Source organism: Pseudovibrio flavus (assembly GCF_009711345.1).
Taxonomy (GTDB): Bacteria; Pseudomonadota; Alphaproteobacteria; order Rhizobiales; family Stappiaceae; genus Pseudovibrio; species Pseudovibrio flavus.
Genome location: NZ_SMMA01000058.1, coordinates 20045 through 39630, shown reverse-complemented (window position 1 = coordinate 39630; position 19586 = coordinate 20045). Strand labels below are relative to the sequence as shown.

Here is a 19586-nt window from a genome sequence, read left to right as displayed (position 1 = left end):
AAATTGCTCCGTAAAATGGTTATTAAAATCTGCGCAATGGCAGAAGACTAGAATGCCTGACCAATACCAACGTAAAGGGCAAAACTCGGGTCGTTGTTATCCGGTTCCAAAGGTACACCGATATCCAACCGAAGCGGGCCAACAGGCGTGTAATACCGAATGCCGCCACCAACGCCGACTTTGAGCGGCTCGCTGAAGTTCGGTAGAATTGGATCGTACGCAGCACCTGCATCGATAAAGCCGACAACACCAAAGTTATCGGTTACACGGGCGCGTAGCTCGCCGTTGAACAACATGAACGATCGTCCGCCCGTTACATCGTCACCAATTCGCGGGCCGATGTTTTTATAGGCATAACCGCGAACGGTACCGCCGCCGCCAAGGTAAAACCGCCTTGCAGCCGGTATTTGCGTAAGCCTTTCGGCAACGATAGAGCCGGTAGCAGCGCGTCCAGCGAGTACAAATCGATCGTCCTTACCAATTGGCAAATAACCTGTAACCGAAAGCCGTGAGAACAGCAGCGGCGAGTTGCCAATGGCATCATAAGCAGGCTCTACAAACGCCGTTGCCCATGTACCTTTGGTCGGGTTCAGCTTGTCATTGCGGTCATCGTAAACAACGTATCCCGGTACTCCGAGCAGGAAGTAATCCTGCATGCCAAAGACATCTTCCTCGTTGGCAAAGTAGAGTTCACCGCCAAGCCGTCCTTCAAGAAACTCGTCGAACTGCTTGATAAAGAAGAAGTCGCTGCTGATAGAGCGGCTGCGATAGTTGTCGGGATTTTCCTGCTTGGCACCTAAAGAGCTGGTGAAAGACGTTGTTGGACCAAAAGCGCCCGGTTTTTCAAAGCCAAGGCGAACATCATATTCCAGATCATCAGAAGCTGCGGAGTCAATGTTACCGACGGAGCCGGAAAGCTGCAGCTTTTCCGCTTGGCCAAAGAGGTTACGGTGCCGCCAATATCCTTCAACACCAATACCTTCATTGCTAGACCAGTTCGCACCAAAGCCGAAAACATGCTCCGGTCGCTCTGCGACACTGATCTGGATCGGAAGAGTGCCGTCTGGCTGAATTTCGCCAATTGGCTGAATGCGAAGGCTTGCAAACACCTCAAGGTCTCTGAGGCGCTGCTCTGAGTCTTGCAGCAATTTGCCATCGAACTGCTTGCCCTCTGGGATGAGAGCATATTCCTTGATGAATTCCGGATCGACCTTTGTCGCGCCAACCACCGTTACAGGGCCAAAGAACGCCTTGCGGCCGCTTTCTACGCGCAAGGTAACGTCCAGCTCATTGGAGTTATGGTCAGCAACAAGGCTGCGCTGTGCGATCTGAGCTTTCGGGTACCCCTTATCCGCCATCGCCTTCAATGCAGCCTTTTCGGCTGAAAGCACCTTGGCAGAAAACGCGGCCTCACCCTCGACAATACCAAGGCTACTAGCATCCGGCAGGACCCGATCTTCCGAAGTTACAGGCCCTGCATAGGTTACATTGGCAGTGCCGAATGTGAATAGCGGGCCGGGTTTAACCACGATGTTAACCGGAACAGGGCGGACTTCAATCTCCTTAGGGTCTTCAAGAGATTGCTGAAGTGGAACACCGTCGATTGTGATGGAGACAAGACCGCCGTAATGGCCGGCAGCATAAAGGCGGGCCACAAGCTGCTCAAAGTCAGAAAGAGCGCGTGCTTTCAAGCCAGTAACACCGGACGGCAGGTTTTTAACCTGGGATACAAGCTGGCTGCTGTTTTCTAGCTTTTTTACAAGCTTCTTGTCCTCTGCCTCCGGCGCTTCCTCAACCGTAAAGGTTACGGTGTACGGCGTCGGATCTGGCAGGGAGAAATCACTCGGGTCCGGTTCCTTCTCACCCCACAAATGAAAACCGAACAACGAAAACGCATTGGCTTCGTATGGAGCAACAAATGTGCAGGCAATAAATGCCATGGAAAGCGCAGCGATACGCTTTCCCGCCCTGTTAAGCAGTTTTTTATTAGGGCAGTACGCCAAAGCACATTCCAAAGTAAGTGACCCGAAAAACGCGTCAAAGCTGCCCGAGCACCGCAGGAAAGGGTGTTAGCCCATCGAGAGTGTGAAGCGAGCGTTAACGCCTCCATGCACATTTTATAATTTGAGACGCAACGCCTCACAATGGGTGAAACCCATGGAAACTACTTGGTTTGTGAGAGTGTTAACAGCGTAGATTAAGGCGAAACTGTGTCACTATCTAATAGCGGGAAGCGGTACTACTGGCTTCCTCTTAGAGTTGTTCTCTATCCATAAAAAAAACGAGTTCGCCTTGGAGAGCTGCTTTCTTTAGTGAATTCATAGACTTACTGTGTCATTACAAAGATCTAGTGCTATTGTAATTGTAATAAATAACGCGCTGATATTGGGGTTTGCTGTGTAATTGATTGGGTATATGTGCAGTTGAATAACCTATGTAAATTCAATGGGTTAATTTGCTCTAGTTGCTAACGGATACTGAATCGGCATTCTTTGTTACGGAATTAATGAAGAATGAAAGCCGGTGGGGCGTGAATGCTGCGGTATTGGTTAGTTTGCGTTACATTGATGCTTGCCGGTTGTAGTGCGCTGCCAAATGATGGTCCGAGCGCCTATGCTATTTCGTCTGAGCAGGTCAATGAAGACGCATATACGGCAAATTATGCGCTTGTTGAACTTGATGATGCAGCACTCCAGACCCTGCGCCATTACGCGCCAGCGGGCTTTGCAGAGCAGTTCGGCGGCGTTCCGCAGAGAGGGGCCACTCAGGTCCTTGGGGTAGGGGATTCCTTAAGCATCAGTATCTGGGAAGCAGCGCAAGACGGACTTTTTTCTACCGCGACTTCAAAGAAATCCCGCGTTGAAACACAAGTGGATGAGAACGGTTTCATCTTCGTTCCATACGCAGGGCGAATACGGGCAAAGGGCTTGAGCGTAGAGGGCGTTCGCAGTGTTATTCAGCGCCAGCTTACAGGTAAAGCGATTGAGCCGCAGGTTGTGGTGCACCTAACGGGCAACAGGTCTAATTCGGTCGTCGTGGTTGGCGACGTCAATAAGCCTGGCCGGTACCCGATAAGTAGCCAAGGTTCGAGGCTCTTGGAGATTGTTGCAGAGGCAGGCGGCGCGAGTAAAACAACCTATGAAACGGTTGTAACGCTCAAGCGTCAGGGAAGGTCCGGGACAGCGCGTTTTGAGGAACTAATAGAAAATCCGCGAAACAACATTCAAGTCGCCTCAGGCGATAATATCCTGCTTTCCTATCATCCTCGAAGCTTCTCGGCATTTGGCGCTGTAGCGCGTGAGCAGTTGGTTCCATTTAAAACAAAGTCGCTTTCGCTGGCAGAGGCTATTGCCCTTGTTGGCGGGCTCTCAGATTATCGCGCAGACCCGACCGGTGTTTTCCTGTTCCGTTATGAGGACAGATCTCTCGTACAACGCTTGCAGCCCCAAAGAGAGATCATGCAGGGCGGAAAGGTGCCGGTTATTTACCGCCTCAATGTTAGGCAGGCTAACGGTTACCTTAAAGCGCGATCTTTCAGTATGCGCGACAAGGATATTCTCTACGTTTCCTCACATCCAACGGCAGAGTTTGGCAAATTTCTGCAAATTCTCGCGCCGCTGCTTTCCAATGTTGCCACTGTCAATAACCTAGAGCTTTTCTAGGGATTGCGCGGAACGGGCAGACGGAAAAAACTAATGCTTACAGCCTTGTAAAGGGATAGTCGGTTTAGTTCCCATGAATGCACAAAACGAGCGGCCAGTTGAAGAAAAACGCCCTTTAAAAAAGGGACGTGCCTTCTTGTTTCTACAGGGACCTCCCTCATTCTTTGCACGGGATATGGCCAACCATTGCGAAGCATGGGGCGTTAGAACTTACCGAATTAACCTATGCATCGGTGATTGGCTTTTCTGGCATGATAAGAGGGCGACGAGTTACCGCGGTAGCTTGAATGATTGGCCTGAGTTTCTGGAAGGCTTTATTGCAGACCACGGCATTACAGATGTTGTCTATTATCAGGACCGTTTTCCCTACCATGCAGCTGCTCTAGAGCTATGCCGAAAAATCGGCGTCGCGTGTTACGCCTACGAATTTGGTTACTTGCGGCCTGACTGGATAACGCTGGAGAGGGATGGAATGGGGGCGTACTCCCGTTTCCCTCTCTCAGCAGACAAGATCAGAGCCATTGCTGCCGATAGCCCCAAAATGGATTCTCGTCCCTTGTATCCCTATCCCTTCTGGCAGGAAGCCGTAGGGGAGGTGGTCTATAACCTCAGCAATTTCTTTCTATTTTGGACCTATTTGAGGTTTGATCGCGATAAATACTACAATCCGCTCGTGGAGTACTTGAGCATTTTACCCCGTCTTTTCCGTTCGAACCGGAAGAACAGGGCGGCAAACATGCTTATTGAAGATGTGATCGAAAGCGGCGCAAGCTATTTCGTATTTCCGCTGCAACTTCAGAGCGATTATCAGCTTCGATATAACTCGCAGTTTGATCATTTGGGCGAGGCGATAGAACTGGTACTGGAGAGCTTTGCCCGCTCGGCCCCTAAAGCGCAGCGGCTGGTTTTCAAGGTTCATCCGCTTGATAACGGCATTGAACCGTGGGTGAGCTTGATCAAGAAAACAGCTAAGGCCTACGGGGTAAAAAGACGCGTTCATGTGATCGATGGAGGCAACCTTACCACCCTTCTCAAGCATGCGAGCGGGGCAATAATGGTTAATAGCACCACAGGCTTACATGCGTTGCGGTTGATGTGTCCTGTCAAAATTCTAGGAATTGCCCTCTATGACGTTGAGGGAATAACATTCCAAGATGGTCTGGATGCATTTTGGAACAGACCTTCACCACCGGATAGAGAGCTGCTTGCGGATTTGGAGAAAGCGCTGGCGGCAACCATTCAGGTAAGGGGCAATTTTTACACTCGGGAAGGCCGGCAGGTGGCGGCTATTTCAGCAACGCGAATGCTCATCGAAAACCGGATCAACAGCCTTGGTGCTCTGGAAGAAGTTCCTCCGCGTTTGTCGCGAGCAAGAGAACTCGGCATTCCCACTAGTTTGTTGGAGCAAATTAAGTCCCGTGGTCAAAAAGACCGGATCTTGAGCGCATGGAGCAAGCAACAGGCCTGAGAATGTCTGGTTTAGTTCGAGATAATATCCCAGTGGCTGCAAAGGGTGCTGCGGGTAAACGGGTATTTATTTTTCTACAGGGGCCGATTTCACCATTGTTTCGACAGGTGGGAAGACGGCTACGTAAAATGGGCCACGAAGTGTATCGCGTAAACCTTTGTGCAGGCGATGTATGGGGTTGGCCTGGCAAGGGTACTTTCTGGTTTCGAGGTAAACCGCGTCAATGGAAGGCTTGGTGTGCAGCTTTGATGGCGCAGTTAGGGGTAACAGACCTTGTGGTGCACTCAGATCAGCGTTTCTATCACCGCGTTGCTATTCGTGAAGCACGAAAACAGAGTGTGTTTGTATCGGTGACAGAACTGGGAATGCTCCGCCCTTCGTTCTTAACGCTGGAGGCTGATGGACTTGGACCAAACAGTTGGCTACCCAATTGCCCCAAAGAGATTGAGGCGCTTGCTGCAAAACTACCGGATACAAAACACAAAGAGCACTTCAAGACGAGCTTCTTTTTAGTTGCAGCACCGGACGTTTTCTACAACCTCTTGAACATAGCGCTCGTTCCACTTTTTCCTCATTATCGCAGGCATACTCTTTATCATCCCATTCGCGAATACTTGGGTTTCTTGGCAAGGTCTCTTAGAAAGTCATCGCGAGAGAGGGACACGTTTTCTGCCTTGGAAGCGGTTAGCCAAAGCAAGTACGGTCATTATCTCTTTCCGCTCCAGCTTGAAGGCGACTTTCAGATTAGAAAGAACTCTCCTTTTTCAGGGCAGCTTGAAGCACTTGAAAAAGTAGTCAGCTCATTCTCAAAATTCTCTCATCAGAACAGTCAGTTAGTTGTTAAATCCCATCCACTAGATACCGGTGCTATAGACTGGTCTGAACGGCTTGAAGTTCTGGCAAACAAATACGCTGTAAGTGGCAGAGTTCACCTCGTTGATTGCGGATTGCTCTCGCAATTCTTTGAAGGATGCCGCGGTGTTGTAACAATCAATTCGACAGCAGGGATTGAAGCGCTTCAGGCAGACTTGCCAGTGAAGTGCATGGGGATGGCCCTATATGATCTTAAGAGACTGACCTTTCAAGAAGAACTAGATGATTTTTGGGCCAATGGGCGTACGCCAGAAAAGCCCACGTTGTTGGCGTTCCAAAAGGTTCTCGAGTTTGGATCTCAAGTCCATGGTTCGATTTATAATCGAAGGGGCCTCAAAATCGCGGGCCGAAATATTGCTCTAAAGCTCTCTGACCTGAGCTATTTGCTTCTCCCAGAGGAAGATAGGTTACCGCCTCGCCGTAGAGTGTTGAATGCAGTTGTGGAGCCTGCCTATGAGTTTTAAAGGCTATCGTCATTTCGGGCGAGCACCCGCTGGACAGATGAAGCGCCTAGGCAAGGTGTTTGGAACATCGCTGATAGTAAATCGTCTACCTGCAAGACTGTCTCGGGGCGTACTTGTCTCACTTGACAGCAATCAAGCAGAGCCCGCACTTAAGTGGGCAGAAGAGTATGATTTACCAGTAGTCGGATACTGTGGTGGACCTTTTGACTTACTTCCTGATTTGAAGAATAGGGATTGCTGTAGCCTCAGCCTCATTCGCCTTTTAGGCGATAGCGAAGTTCGTCCGTTCTGGGAGAATGAAAGTGCGCCCGATGACTTACCACCAAAGCTAGTTGCGGAGCGCTTTCATGAGATAGGCGGTGCCGTAGAAAGTTTAGCCCTACACTCGTTTCTGAAGTCGAGAGATTTCATTCGCGAGAACATCTCTTGTGAGTGGTTACTAACACACTGCTCTGTGTATTTTTCTCCTCATGATGGTGAGTTACTTTCAGCTCGCGAGGCGCTGGATTTGGTGGAAGCCCAGAGGCAGTGTCAAGCCCTTGCAAATCAAAGCTATATCTGCGCAGGCGTGAAGCCGTGGAACCGAGCCACAATTCGCGCCCTGTTCGAAAAATGGCCCCACAAGGTGGAGTTTACTGATAGCGCGGAAGATGCCATTAAACGGGCTAAAGAAAGTACCAGTAAAGCGCTTGTTTGGGCCGCCGCCGCGTACAACTCTCCGCACCTACCGCAGTCTAACGATTATTACCTCATTGAAGACGGTTTTTTACGTTCCGTCGGGCTTGGGGCCGGCTTAGTAAGAGGGGCGTCGATAGCCTTCGATGATAGAGGGATATATTATGATGCTTCTAGACCAAGTCGGTTAGAGTATCTTCTCAATCATAAACAGTTGAATGAGTGGCAGCGGCAGCGTGGAGTGCTGCTTCTTTCGATGCTGCGTAAACACAAAATCTCAAAGTACAACCTCACTTCTCGAGGGCGGGAGAAGCTAAAAATTCCGGAAGGCGCAATACTAGTACCAGGGCAGGTTAGTGATGACATGGCAGTACGTAAGTCTCAGTCATCTTTGATCGAATGGGAAGCTAGCTCCAATGTAAATGTTGAATTACTGCAACGGGTTCGGCAAGACTTTCCCGAGGCCCATATTGTTTACAAACCTCACCCTGACGTTGTCGCAGGACTACGGCAAGGGGCAATAGAGCCGCAGATCCAAGCAACGCTCTGTGATCAAGTAGTTGAAAAGCAATCGATTACTGAGGTGCTTGATCGCGTAGATTCAGTTGCTACCTTCTCATCTCTTACCGGCTTTGAAGCGTTAGTCAGAGAAATACCAGTTTATGCCTATGGCATACCATTTTATGCTGGTTGGGGGGTAACAAACGACAGGACACCTACTAAGCGGCGCAAACGTAAACTTAGTTTAGAAGAGCTGATCTACATTTGCCTTGTTGACTATCAGCTTTGTTTAGATCCCAAGTCGATGCTGCCAACTACACCAGAGCAGTTGATTAAGGGGTTAGTTGAACTAAGAGCTAAAAGGCGGGAGTTCGTAAAAACAGCAGCTTTGCAAAAGTTATCGTGGGCAGGACGGCAACTAGGATTCTGATATGTTTAGACGCAAGAAACATCACCCCAAATCAGTCGTTATTACTGGTTCGGGACGAGGTATTGGGCGGGATCTCGCCATCTCGTTTGCGAAAGAAGGGACGAAGCTTCTCTTGATTGGTCGAAATTTAGAGGCGCTGGCAGAAACAGGTGAGCTCTGCCAACAATTGGGAGCCGACTGTGAAATTCAAGCGATTGATGTTCGGGACCAGCATGTCATGGAGGAGGCGCTGTTCCGGTTTAATAGGGTCTCTGCTGTCGATCTTGTGATCGCCAATGCAGGTGTGAGTAACGGTCTTGGAGTAGACCGCTCCAAGGAAGATGAAGATGCCGTACGTGCACTACTGGATATCAATGTGCAAGGTGTCGTTAATACAGTCTCTCCGTTGTTGGAGCAGATGAAGCAACGCGGGAGAGGCCAGATTGCATTAGTATCCTCGTTGGCCGGAATTCGGGCGCTACCCGACATGCCAAGTTATAGTGCATCAAAAGCGGCGATCGCGGCTTATGGTATTGCCCTTAGAGGGTGGTTAAAACCGTTCGGGGTAGATGTATGTGTAATTTATCCCGGCTTTGTGACCAGCGATATGACTGCCCGCCACAGCGGCCTAAAGCCCTTTGAAATTTCTTCTGAGCGTGCTGCAGCCATCATCTCTAGAGGACTTGCTCGCCGGAGACCATCAATAGCCTTCCCCAAGGCTCTTACTGTGTCCCTTTGGTTACAAAACTTCTTTTTACCTGCAACGCTTTCTGACTTAACAATGCGTCCGTTTCAGGCCGTGGTCAGCGATGATCTCAGGCTAGTGAAGTGTATAGGCAATAAGGAGCCTGCATAAAGGTAAAGTGCCCTCTAACCTACTAAGAAAATTTGTGCGTTACGGCATATGAGATTGTTAAGATAGTTAAAAAACTAACTTGATATGCTTTCGCGTAATTTATCGCTTAATGAAGCCTCTGATCGGACCTCATCAAGCATTTGTCGGGTCATTTTGACCGCATAGTCGATTTGCTCAAAGCTATGAGCTGCCGTAACGAAGAATCTAAGCCGAGCTTGCTTCTCTGGAACCGCCGGAAAAATAATAGGTAGTGCATTGATGCCGCAGGATAGCAGCTTGTTGGATAGCGCAACCGCGCTAATGGAATCTCCCACCATTATTGGAACAACCGCATATCCTTCACTGAGCCCCGTATCTAGTCCGGCACTCTTAGCGCTCTCGATGAAGCGCTTTGAGTTCGCCCTCAAGACATCCACACGGTTTGGTTCTAAGTCCATAAGTTCCAAGCACTTAAGCGCAGATGCGGCAAGGGGAGGCGCCAAGCCTACTGAATAAACAAAACCAGGTGCGGTGGCTCTCAGATAATCGCAAAGTACTTTGCTGCCAGCTATATACCCCCCACACGAAGCAAGCGTTTTACTCAGCGTCCCCATCCAAATCTCTACTGACTTTGGGGATGCGCTTGCGTGTTCGGCCAACCCTGAGCCGTATGTTCCTAGTACTCCAAGAGAGTGGGCCTCATCTACCATAAGCCAAGCGTTGTAAGCGCTCTTTAGATCTACCAGTCGATTTAGATCCGGCGTATCACCGTCCATGCTATAGAGCCCTTCGACAACTATTAATACGTTTTTGTATTTATGACGGTTCTCTGCAAGTAGCCGATCTAGTTTGTCTAATTCGTTATGAGGGAAATTGAAACGAGCTGCTCCTGACAGTCGGGCCCCTTCTGATATTGAATTATGTACTAGAGAGTCGGTGATAATTAAGTCATCCGGGCCCATCAAATGACCAATGGTCGTAGTATTCGTAGCATGGCCACTGACCATCACGACTGCGTCTTCTGCGCCGTATTTTCGGGCAATAGCTCGCTCAAGTTCCTGATGAAAGGGTCTCTCACCAGCCACAATCCTACTTGCAGAAACAGTTGTGCCGAACTGTTCTATTGCTGTGATCGCAGCCCTAGCTACACGGGCATCTCCGTTGAAACCGAGGTAATTGTATGACGCAAAATTTGTATATTTATGTCCATCAATCTGACATTCATCACGGGAAAGCGCCTGATGTGGGCGAAAAAAAGGATTCTGCACCCCGAGAAAGTCAGCGGCAGCCTTTTGGACAACGAGTTGTTTTACTTCCGGTAGCGTTGAAAAATCAAACGAGCCTTGAAAAGGGCTTCTTTGAATTTTCTTCCTCTGAGATACTGCCTTTCTCGCATTTAAAGCAGCCTCAAGGAGATGTTCATGGCTAGAGGGTTCTTTTCTCTGAATCATTATCTCTCCAGAATTGTATCTATATCTCGAGAAGAGCGTTCAATCTTGTCTATAACGGCAGAAATTTCCTCATTCTCTAGATCTATACCGCCGTTTATATGGTGCCCTTCAAGTGCCTGTGCCTCTAGGTTAGTTAGGCTTTGTTCCGAATTTTCATCTTTAGTGCGCTTTGCTATTTTTCGAGCAAAGTCGGCCAAAGTTGTGCCGCTGGCAATCGACATTAGAGGTATCTCTATACCTAGTTGTGACTCAGCACTGGTCCGAAGTTCTAGAGCCATCAAACTGTCCATTCCGATTGCGGAGAGTGGTTTGTAAGGATCTATTTCGTCAGAGGTAATGCGCAGGATTCGTGCAATCTCTTTTGCTAGGAGTTCCTTGAGGGCTACAGTTGCTTCCTCGAGTGTCTTCCCTCTCAGGAAGGCTCTAAGTTCACTTTTTCCTACGCCACCGAGTCCATCTTTAGAACGCGAGATGTAAAGGTACTCGCCATAAGGCAAACTAAGAAGGCGCAGATCTTTTGCAGCCTCTGACCAGTCTACGTTTGCAATTGCAACCGATGCCAATGGCATCTCTGATGCCTTTAGCGACATAAGTCGCTTTAAAGCTGCTAGTGCTTCTTTCGAAGTTAGGGAATGTGTGCCCAATTTTCTCGCGAGAAGTTTACTTTTTTCCTTATCTCTAGCAAGGAAACCTACGTCAGAAATCGCACCCCAAGAAATGGCAAGTCCAGCCAAACCTCTTTGCCGTCGACTAGCCGCAAGTGCCTCTAGATAACCATTGGCCGCTACGTAGTTTGCTTGACCAGGATTGCCAATGATGGTTGTTGCCGAGGAGAAAAGGACAAAATGATCAATTGGATCTAGACTGGTTAGCTCATCCAAATGGCTCGCGCCCTGGATCTTCGCATCTAAGACAAGTTGAAAGTCCTCGTTCGAAAGATTATTGATTAGGCCATCTCGCAGAGACATTGCGCAGTGAAAAATACCGTTAATGTCATGACCGCTTTCTCGCACACACGTTAAGCACTCAGAGAGTTTTTCTTTGTTTGACACGTCACACGCCATAACCGTTACTTTTACGCCTAGGCTTGAAAACTCTTTGATAGTTTTGTGTACAGTTTCCAACGTATCTCCACTTCTAGATAATAGATAAATATTGCGAGCGCCTTCCTTTGCCAATAGTATGGCTAGTTGTCCTCCGAAGCCCCCAGTGCCTCCGACTACAATATATGCACCGTCTCGTCTAAATTTCAGCTTCGGTATAGAATTGCTTTTTTCTGGGAGCTGTGGAGCTTTAATGACGATCTTTCCAATGTGTCCCGAACGTTGCATTAAACGGAAAGCTTCTTGCGTATCCTTGCCGTCAAATACTCGAAAAGGAAGAGGAGTGAGCGTCCCATCCGTAAAGAGCTCCATTAGCTGTGATAATATCAGACGAGCCTTATTATGATGCAGAGATAACAATTGGTCCGCATCTATACCAAAATAGCTCAGGTTTTGACGAAATGGACGAAGCCCAATTCGGTTGTTGGAAAAGAAGTCTCGCTTACCCAATTCACAAAAACGACCAAAGGGTTTTAAAGTATTGAGGCTGCGTTCCATAGCCTCTCCGAAAAGAGAGTTGAGTACCAGATCCACGCCTTGGCCATTTGTTTCTGCCATCAGCTGTTCATCGAAATTTAAAGAGCGAGAGTCAAACACACCGTCAACACCCAGAGTTGAGAGATAGGCGCGTTTTTCGGGCGAACCTGCAGACACATAAATGCGAGCCCCCCGCCATCTGGCAATCTGTATCGCTGCGAGACCAACACCGCCTGCGCCTCCATGTATTAGTACGCTTTCTCCGCTCTTGAGGCGTGCAAGCTCTACAAGGGCATAGTATGCTGTCAAGAAGGCGACAGGAATTGTGGTAGCCGCGATTGGGTTCAATGCATCAGGTTTATTAACGCAGTAGCTTTCGTGCAGTGTTACATATTTTGAAAAACACGCAGGGGCGAAAGCAATAACCTCTTGGCCGACTTCGAAGTCCGAAACACCCTCGCCGGTTCTTGTAATTCGCCCAGTGCACTCCATTCCCAAACTAGCGCCTGCGAAACCATTTTCGAGAGCCTCTTCCGGCAAAAGTCCTAGGGACCACATAACGTCACGGAAATTCAAACCAGTAGCGATAACCTCAATTTCAACCTGATTGCTACCAGGGGTAACTCGTTCAGATGCTTTCCAGCTCAGCGCATCAATTCCAGTCCTATCTCCTAGAGATAAGGCGAGAGAGTTAACCGCTCTCTCTTGCGATGGCTCTTTCCAAGGAGCAATCCGCAACCCACTACGACCAGCACTGTCTATTACGACTTCTCGCTCCTGATCGGTACATAATAGTTCTTCAGTCAACCGAACTGCAACAACCCCAGGTTCTAAGGTGGGATGAGCATCAATCATTTTGATGTCGATATTCGGATACTCATTCAGAGCAACACGCCCGAACGCCCAAACCGCAGCTTGGCAAGCATTGTGACTAGCTGCCCCCGTGTGATGCTGAGCACCCCCTGGTGCGAAGATGGCAAGACTAGTTTTGCGATTATTAATTGAAGTAAGAAGCTCAGTCAGAGCAAAGAGACGTTGTTCTACATCATTTTGAGCAAGTGGGCTGCAGCTGTAAGCACCAGCCATGTGAACGATGCCAGCGGGACAGGTGTCCAAAAGGTACGCTAGTTTTGGGCAGCCACGATCGAGGTTAATCAACCATTCGTTGTCGCTTACCTTCTCTGTTTTATCTGAACAAATAGCAAGGACACCATCACAACCACGGTCTCTTAGGGCCAATTGCATAGCCCTAGCTACTTTATTGCTTCCATTCTCAGGATCCGCAATGAGAAGGAAAGTGGGGATGTTGCTGTTCGACACACTCGTTTGTGTAGCGGCTTCACTATCTCTGGGGCGAATTCCCTTTTGCGCTGCGATTAAACAAACTGTCCCATCTGGTGAGGAGGTGATCGAAGATTTGGCGAAGCCTGTGTATCCCAATTCCCGCTGCCAGTCCTCTGCGCTGCGGGCTCTGCCGGACGGAAAACCTGGGACAGAGTTCTCTTCCCACCAATTAACACCAACACCGTTGATAATGTCGCTGATGACGGAAGGCATTAACGGGGAGGCGAGCAATAAGCCTCCTCCAACTAGTTTGTTTACTAGGGTAGAAAAGAGGTTTCTGTCGATCGTGCTTATTTCATCAACGGAGATGAGAATATCAAAGGAATCGATGCCCTCAAGACTCGCTTTGTCCAGATATCTAAAATTCCAGTTAGCGGGGCCTTGCCAGTTTCGCTCCTCTCTTTCTATTGCTGATTTGTCGGTGTCAAACACCCAAATAGAAGCCGCTTCTAGAGGTAAAAGCTTCGAGAATTCAGAGCTATGCTTTACTAAGTTGCATCCCAGAACGGCAACTTGGACGCGCGTGTCTTTGGGTTTGTTTGTGAGAATTTCCAAGAAGGCGTCACTCAAAACTGTGTTGCCCGAAAGGCGCTCAGAGCGAGTTTCTATGGCCGCCATAAAGAGCGTATCTGAGAAATAACTTTTGGCATCCTTTGCTAAACCATCTTGTAGGAGACTTGTTAGGTCTTTGCTAACTCTGGCAAGCAAGGAGATAAGGGGCGTCTCCATCGGAAAACGGGAAATAGATTCTCGAGCCAAATTCTGGAACAATTGGGGGTCGCTAGGTTTGTCGATTTCCCAAGCGCCTTCAGTTTCTACCGCCAATCCGCTATCTTCTAGGAAAGTCAAAAGTCGCTCTAGATACGGGAGCGAAGAATGGTGTATTCTCTGTCTTTCAACGAGATCAAGTGGTTTTATTAGTCGGTTGAACTCTTGTGACAGCTTCCAAAAATGATCGTGAATAAAAGTAAGTGCAAAGGCTTCAAGGTAGAGATCTACCTCTACAGCCTGATCGCTTTTGCATCTATCAAAGGTCATTTTTGCAGCGATGTTGAAGTAAGAGCTTTCCAACCAGTCGTTATGAGAAGCGCTCTGCGACAAGCGCTTGGCAAACGTGTAATAGTGTATTCCGTCCTGCTGATTGGATTGTGCTAAAGGCATAGCCTTAAAACGAACGCCTTGAAGCGATGCGATTGGAACACCTGCTTCATCCATGTAGACAAAGTCGGCAACCAAAGAACGAGTTGCAACGCGCTCGATTGAAACATTAACTAGGGTTGGGACAGCGTTTGACTTTGAAATTTGCACTCTTGAAAATCTTACCGGCACAAAGCCGCAGTCTTTCGGGAGTAATGTATCTTCCTCGATCAGAGCAAAAAGTGCGTGGAATCCCGCATCTAAGTGAAATGGAGACACGGAGAAACTACCAGTGGGTACTCTATGAGATAGCGTTGCGCTTACAGATGATGTTCCAGTGACCTCAATGTTCTGTATCAGTGAAAAGTGTTCAGCGTAGCTCAAACCAAACTTTTGAGTTAATTCATAGAGCTGAAACCCAGGGATTGAATGTCCTTCTTCTGCGCCATCAACTGCGATGTGCCCCAAACTTGATTTAGTCGCTGTTTGATAATGCCCTCTAAAGTGAAGAGACCAGTCAGCTCCCTTCAATCTCGGTCTGCTCGATATCTCAACAACACGGTCATCGCTGGAAATCCGAGTGATCGTTTCGGTTTCATGACCGTCGTCCAAAACTAAAGGGGAGAGGATATCGAAATCTCGAAGGTCAACGCAATCCTGGCCTGTCCACTCCTTGACGGCCCTGGCGGCCATTTCAATAAAGCCGGCTCCGGGAAAGACATAAGCTCCATCCACCTTATGGTCTTTCAGGTACGGATGTGACGCAATGCCGAGCAGATTGTACCATTCACAATCCGATTGTCTGTCTCTGTGACCGAGAAGAGGCCAACTGTCCTGATGGAATAGCTCAATGGCTTCGTCGGTCCTATCAGCAATGAATTCGGCGTTCTGCCATGGGTATAATGGAAGACCGGCGGCGGATGCATATTCCCGTCCGAAGAAGATAGGTTCGTCGAATGCCCCGCCCTCTGCCACCAAGCTCGCTGCTATCTTCTCGAGGGGATTGACACATGATATCTGGTTCTTTTCGGGGCGCTTTAAGCTTGCAACAGTTGTTACCCGTGCTTCCCGTTCTTTGAAAATGTCGCGCAGATAAGTGCCTAGAACCGCATTGGGGCCGACCTCTAGATAGATCGCGTTAGGTAACTTAACGTGACTGTAATTTACAGCATCCTGAAAGCGAACAGGCTGCCGAACATTTTGCCACCAGTATGCGGCGTCGAGTTTGGGGTCTGGATTATCAGGTGCCACACTGGAGAAAAATGGAATTGAGCCTTTTTTGGGCTTAATGTCGCCTAGTGCGGCCAATAATGGTTCCTTAATTGGCTCAACCAGATCGCAATGGAATGGATAAGCAAACGGAAGTTTTCGCAAAGCCCAACGGTTTTCACGAGCAATTTGTGTGAAAGCATCGAGACTTTCGCTACGACCCGAGATCGTCACACTTCGCCCACTATTAATCGCTGCAATTGTTAGTGACGATAAACCAGATTCTGCAATTGCACTTGTAGCGTTAGCCTCTGAAAGCAGAAGTGCGGCCATGCCGCCCAAATGACGTGTAATTTCCTGCTGGCTGGAGCGGTGATAGATAATTTTTACCGCATCCTTCAATGAAAGGCGACCTGCAGCCCAAGCCGCTGCTACCTCACCAACACTGTGACCCAACGTTGCCGCTGGTTTTATGCCTCTTGCTTTGAGCGCCTGAACAATGGCGACCTCAATTCCAAAAAGGAGAGGTTGCGCAATCTCGGTGCGTTCAATTTCAGTCTCTAAGTCTTGAGAGAAGAGCATTGTGACAAGGGACCATCCGGAAAGGCCCATGAAAAGTTTATCGACCCGTTCTAGAGCCTTGCGGAAACTCCGGTCTTGTTGGTAGGCATCAATACCCATGCCCGCCCATTGAGCTCCATTGCCTGAAAAAACAAAGACAACTGGGCTATCGAATTCTGCGCCGGAGCCAAGTGTTATGCGGTCGTCCGCGTTACCATCAAGAAAGGTCTCAAGTGCCTTGCGCTGGTCTTCATCATTTGCTGCTGACACGACAAGTCGGTTTTCCAGTCGATCTCGCCTGTATGCAAGAGCGTTTGCAGTAGCCTGTTTCTCCTCAGCCGACATGGAAGAGGTGTAATCGAGATAGTTTTTCACCTGATCTTGCAGTGCTGCGTTGCCCTTTGCAGACAAAATGAGAGGCGTGTCGCCTTTCGCCTTTACTGTAGGTAGGGCTACCACTGGATCGGATATTACAACGTGCGTGTTAGTGCCGCCGAAACCAAAGGAGTTTACACCCACAAGTCGAGGGCTATCACTCTCTCTCAAGGGTAGCTGCCGCGCTGCAACGGAAAGATTCAACCCTTCAAAATCGATGTCAGGATTTGGTTCGTTAAAGTGCAGTGTGCGAGGTAGCGTGTTTTCTTTGAGAGCAAGCGTTGCTTTGAGTAGACCAACAAGTCCAGAAACGGGTTCCAGATGACCAACATTCGTTTTCACTGAGCCGATGGGTAGCGCAGAAGTGCGGTTTTGGCCTAATACTGTGCCGAGGGCATGAGCCTCTGCTGGGTCGCCTACACGTGTTCCGGTCCCATGTGCCTCGATAAACGCGAGTTGGTTCGGATCGATCTCAAGCCCACCATAAACTTCTTTCAGTAACTCGGCTTGCGCGCTCCCTGAAGGCAATGACATACCAACAGTTCGTCCATCGGAGTTTAGGCCGGAGCCAAGCAAGCGAGCAAAACTCTGGTCGCGCCAATCAAGAATATCAGATCTCTTCAAGATAAAGGCAACCGCGCCCTCTGAGCGCACATAACCGTCTCCTTTGGCGTCAAAAGCCCGGCAAAGACCCTGTGGCGACAGCATAGAGGCCCGTGAAAAACCCATGAAGGAAAAAGGACTTAGCAATAGGTTTACACCGCATACGATTGCGGTATCAATCTGCCCGCTTTCCAATGCAGTCAACGCCTCGTGTAGAGCTACAAAGGAGGAGGAGCAAGCGGTGTCGATGGTAAAGCTAGGGCCGCGTAGGTCGTATATGTAGGAAATACGATTTGCGACAATGGAAAGTGTGTTTCCAGTCATGAACTGTGCGTCAGCAGCAGCTTGATCGAATAAAAAGCGATGATGATAGTCAAGCGCAGAAGCACCGACATAAACGCCGGTATTTGTGCCAGCCAAAGAGCTTGGCTTCGTGCCTGCGTGTTCCAAAGCTTCCCAGACAACCTGCAGCAATAGCCGCTGTTGAGGGTCCATTTGCACCGCTTCTCTGGGGGAGATGCCAAAGAAAGCAGGATCAAAGCCCCATGGGTCGTCAATCTGACCTGCCGCGAAAGTGTATGTCTTTCCGGCAGCGCTTTTATCCGGAGAGAAGAAGCGCTGTTTTGCAAACCTGTCAGGCCCTACACTGGAAACAGAACATGTTCCCGATTCTAGAAGCTCCCAGAACTGTTTGGAGTTGGATGCACCTGGTAACCGACAGGAAAAACCAATTATATCAACGTTAGTCGCAGTTATTGCCATCATTACTTCCGAAATTTACTTGGCCGCACTCGTAAAATGGCCTGTTCGGGCATAATGGCAAAAAACGGAGAACTGTGACTTCTATGAAAACTAATAAATCTTTAAAAATTCCCCTGAATTCTACTTTAAAATTCAGGGTATCTGCAGAATATGATTACATAAATACAGGGGCGGAAGGGGAGTCCCTCCCGCCTCACTATAAAATTTAAGAGGTCAGCTCTTGATCTGGCCGGCCAACGCAGAAGTAGGAAAAGCCATGCTTTTCTAATTCTTCTTTCCGGTAGATATTGCGAAGATCGACGAGCGTCGGCGTATTCATGGCTGATTTGAGCTTGGTGAAGTCGAGTGCTCTAAATGCGTTCCACTCGGTAACAATCACAAGGGCATCTGCATTTTCTGCAATATCATAAGCATTGCCGCCGAATATCACGTCATCAAGGAGTGTGGCCGCGCTTTCCATGCCTTCTGGGTCGTAGGCATGAATATTCGCACCTTTATCTTGAAGAGCTTGGATGACAGAAAGGGCAGGGCTGTCGCGCATGTCATCAGTATTGGGTTTGAATGTCAAACCAAGGACTGCGATCTTCTTACCTCTAGCATCACCACCAACAGCCTCGATAACCTTGCGTGCCATAGAACGTTTGCGAAGATCGTTCACCGCGCAGGTAGTCTCGATAAGACGGATTGGTGTTGCGTGATCCTGAGCGGTCTTCACCAGCGCCAAGGTGTCTTTAGGGAAGCATGAGCCGCCATAACCTGGGCCCGCGTGCAGGAACTTGGAGCCAATGCGATTATCAAGGCCGATGCCGCGAGCGACTTCCTGAACGTTGGCACCAACAGCTTCACAAAGGTCCGCGATTTCGTTGATGAAGGTGATCTTCATTGCAAGAAACGCGTTGCCTGCGTACTTGATAAGCTCTGAGGTGCGTCTGGATGTAAACAGAAGTGGTGACTGGTTGAGGTAGAGAGGGCGGTAGACCTCTGCCATTACCTCTTTCTCACGCTCGCCTGATGTGCCTACAACGATACGGTCAGGGCGTTTGAAGTCATCAATAGCTGCGCCTTCACGAAGGAATTCAGGGTTAGAAACAACTGCAAAGTCTGCTTTAGGGTTCGTCTCGCGAATAATGCGCTCAACCTCATCGCCCGTTCCTACTGGAACGGTTGATTTGTTGACGATGACAGTAAACCCTTCGATGGCAGAAGCAATCTCCGCGGCGGCTGCGTAGACGTAGCTAAGGTCTGCATGTCCGTCGCCGCGACGGGATGGCGTGCCAACTGCAATAAAGACAACCTCGGCAGCTTTTACAGCGTCCTTCAGGTTTGTTGTGAATTTGAGGCGCCCGGCCTCTGCGTTTCTCTGAACCAGCTCATCGAGGCCCGGCTCGAAGATAGGAATGAGGCCTTCGTTGAGCTTCTCGATTTTGCCGAGGTCCTTGTCAACGCATGTCACATTGTGACCGAAATCAGCAAAGCACGCCCCGGATACGAGGCCTACATAGCCACTACCAATAACCGTTATATCCATACTGCCTCCTGAAGCGGCTAAACCTAATTAAATATAGCGTATATTGGGGCCTTTATTAGCCGCTGGTTGTTACAAAGAAAAGTCCAAGTCTCAAGACCAGTAGTGCATGCCTCCACTTTATGTGGACCAATCTGCCGCTTATCACCCAG

The 19586-nt window shown here is 49.0% G+C and carries 9 protein-coding genes; 5 read left to right on the top strand and 4 right to left on the bottom strand.

Going from position 1 to position 19586, the window contains the following annotated elements; all coding sequences use genetic code 11:
* Window positions 1–47: 47 nt before the first annotated feature.
* A complete protein-coding gene (locus tag E1162_RS06845; protein WP_257098723.1) occupies window positions 48–2003 on the bottom strand; it encodes an autotransporter assembly complex protein TamA in 1956 nt (651 codons plus the stop codon).
* A gap of 531 nt (window positions 2004–2534) precedes the next feature.
* Between E1162_RS06845 and E1162_RS06840 the strand changes: the two genes are divergently transcribed.
* From E1162_RS06840 to E1162_RS06820, 5 genes are all read left to right on the top strand, one after another.
* A complete protein-coding gene (locus E1162_RS06840) occupies window positions 2535–3662 on the top strand; it encodes a polysaccharide biosynthesis/export family protein (protein WP_257098722.1) in 1128 nt (375 codons plus the stop codon).
* Between the two features lie 73 nt (window positions 3663–3735).
* The gene (locus E1162_RS06835) at window positions 3736–5130 is read left to right on the top strand and encodes a capsule polysaccharide biogenesis protein (RefSeq protein WP_155128639.1); all 1395 of its coding nucleotides are present in this window, start codon (window positions 3736–3738) and stop codon (window positions 5128–5130) included.
* Window positions 5109–6467: a capsule polysaccharide biogenesis protein gene (locus tag E1162_RS06830; RefSeq protein WP_155128637.1), complete on the top strand. Its 1359-nt coding sequence runs from the start codon at window positions 5109–5111 to the stop codon at window positions 6465–6467. The genes E1162_RS06835 and E1162_RS06830 overlap by 22 nt, the downstream gene beginning before the upstream one ends.
* Window positions 6436–8073: a capsular polysaccharide export protein, LipB/KpsS family gene (locus E1162_RS06825; protein ID WP_155128635.1), complete on the top strand. Its 1638-nt coding sequence runs from the start codon at window positions 6436–6438 to the stop codon at window positions 8071–8073. Before E1162_RS06830 ends, E1162_RS06825 begins: the two co-directional genes overlap by 32 nt.
* A gap of 1 nt (window position 8074) precedes the next feature.
* Window positions 8075–8908 carry an SDR family NAD(P)-dependent oxidoreductase gene (locus tag E1162_RS06820; RefSeq protein WP_155128633.1) on the top strand — a complete coding sequence of 278 codons (834 nt, stop codon included), beginning with the start codon at window positions 8075–8077 and terminating at the stop codon, window positions 8906–8908.
* A gap of 74 nt (window positions 8909–8982) precedes the next feature.
* Here E1162_RS06820 and E1162_RS06815 read toward each other — a convergent pair whose 3' ends face one another.
* From E1162_RS06815 to E1162_RS06805, 3 genes are all read right to left on the bottom strand, one after another.
* Window positions 8983–10338: an aminotransferase class I/II-fold pyridoxal phosphate-dependent enzyme gene (locus E1162_RS06815; protein ID WP_155128631.1), complete on the bottom strand. Its 1356-nt coding sequence runs from the start codon at window positions 10336–10338 to the stop codon at window positions 8983–8985.
* Entirely contained in the window at window positions 10338–17909 is a 7572-nt protein-coding gene (locus E1162_RS06810) for a type I polyketide synthase (protein ID WP_257098721.1), read from the bottom strand. Before E1162_RS06810 ends, E1162_RS06815 begins: the two co-directional genes overlap by 1 nt.
* A 205-nt stretch (window positions 17910–18114) precedes the next feature.
* A complete protein-coding gene (locus E1162_RS06805; protein ID WP_155128627.1) occupies window positions 18115–19437 on the bottom strand; it encodes a UDP-glucose dehydrogenase family protein in 1323 nt (440 codons plus the stop codon).
* Window positions 19438–19586: the final 149 nt, after the last annotated feature.

What these genes read in the sequence shown, in the direction of transcription:
- E1162_RS06815 (WP_155128631.1), bottom strand. Translation starts at nt 10,338, where the DNA reads ATGATTCAGAGAAAAGAACCCTCTAGCCATGAACATCTCCTTGAGGCT.
- E1162_RS06840 (WP_257098722.1), top strand. Translation starts at nt 2,535, where the DNA reads ATGCTGCGGTATTGGTTAGTTTGCGTTACATTGATGCTTGCCGGTTGT.
- E1162_RS06830 (WP_155128637.1), top strand. Translation starts at nt 5,109, where the DNA reads ATGGAGCAAGCAACAGGCCTGAGAATGTCTGGTTTAGTTCGAGATAAT.
- E1162_RS06820 (WP_155128633.1), top strand. Translation starts at nt 8,075, where the DNA reads ATGTTTAGACGCAAGAAACATCACCCCAAATCAGTCGTTATTACTGGT.
- E1162_RS06825 (WP_155128635.1), top strand. Translation starts at nt 6,436, where the DNA reads ATGCAGTTGTGGAGCCTGCCTATGAGTTTTAAAGGCTATCGTCATTTC.
- E1162_RS06835 (WP_155128639.1), top strand. Translation starts at nt 3,736, where the DNA reads ATGAATGCACAAAACGAGCGGCCAGTTGAAGAAAAACGCCCTTTAAAA.
- E1162_RS06810 (WP_257098721.1), bottom strand. Translation starts at nt 17,909, where the DNA reads ATGGCAATAACTGCGACTAACGTTGATATAATTGGTTTTTCCTGTCGG.
- E1162_RS06805 (WP_155128627.1), bottom strand. Translation starts at nt 19,437, where the DNA reads ATGGATATAACGGTTATTGGTAGTGGCTATGTAGGCCTCGTATCCGGG.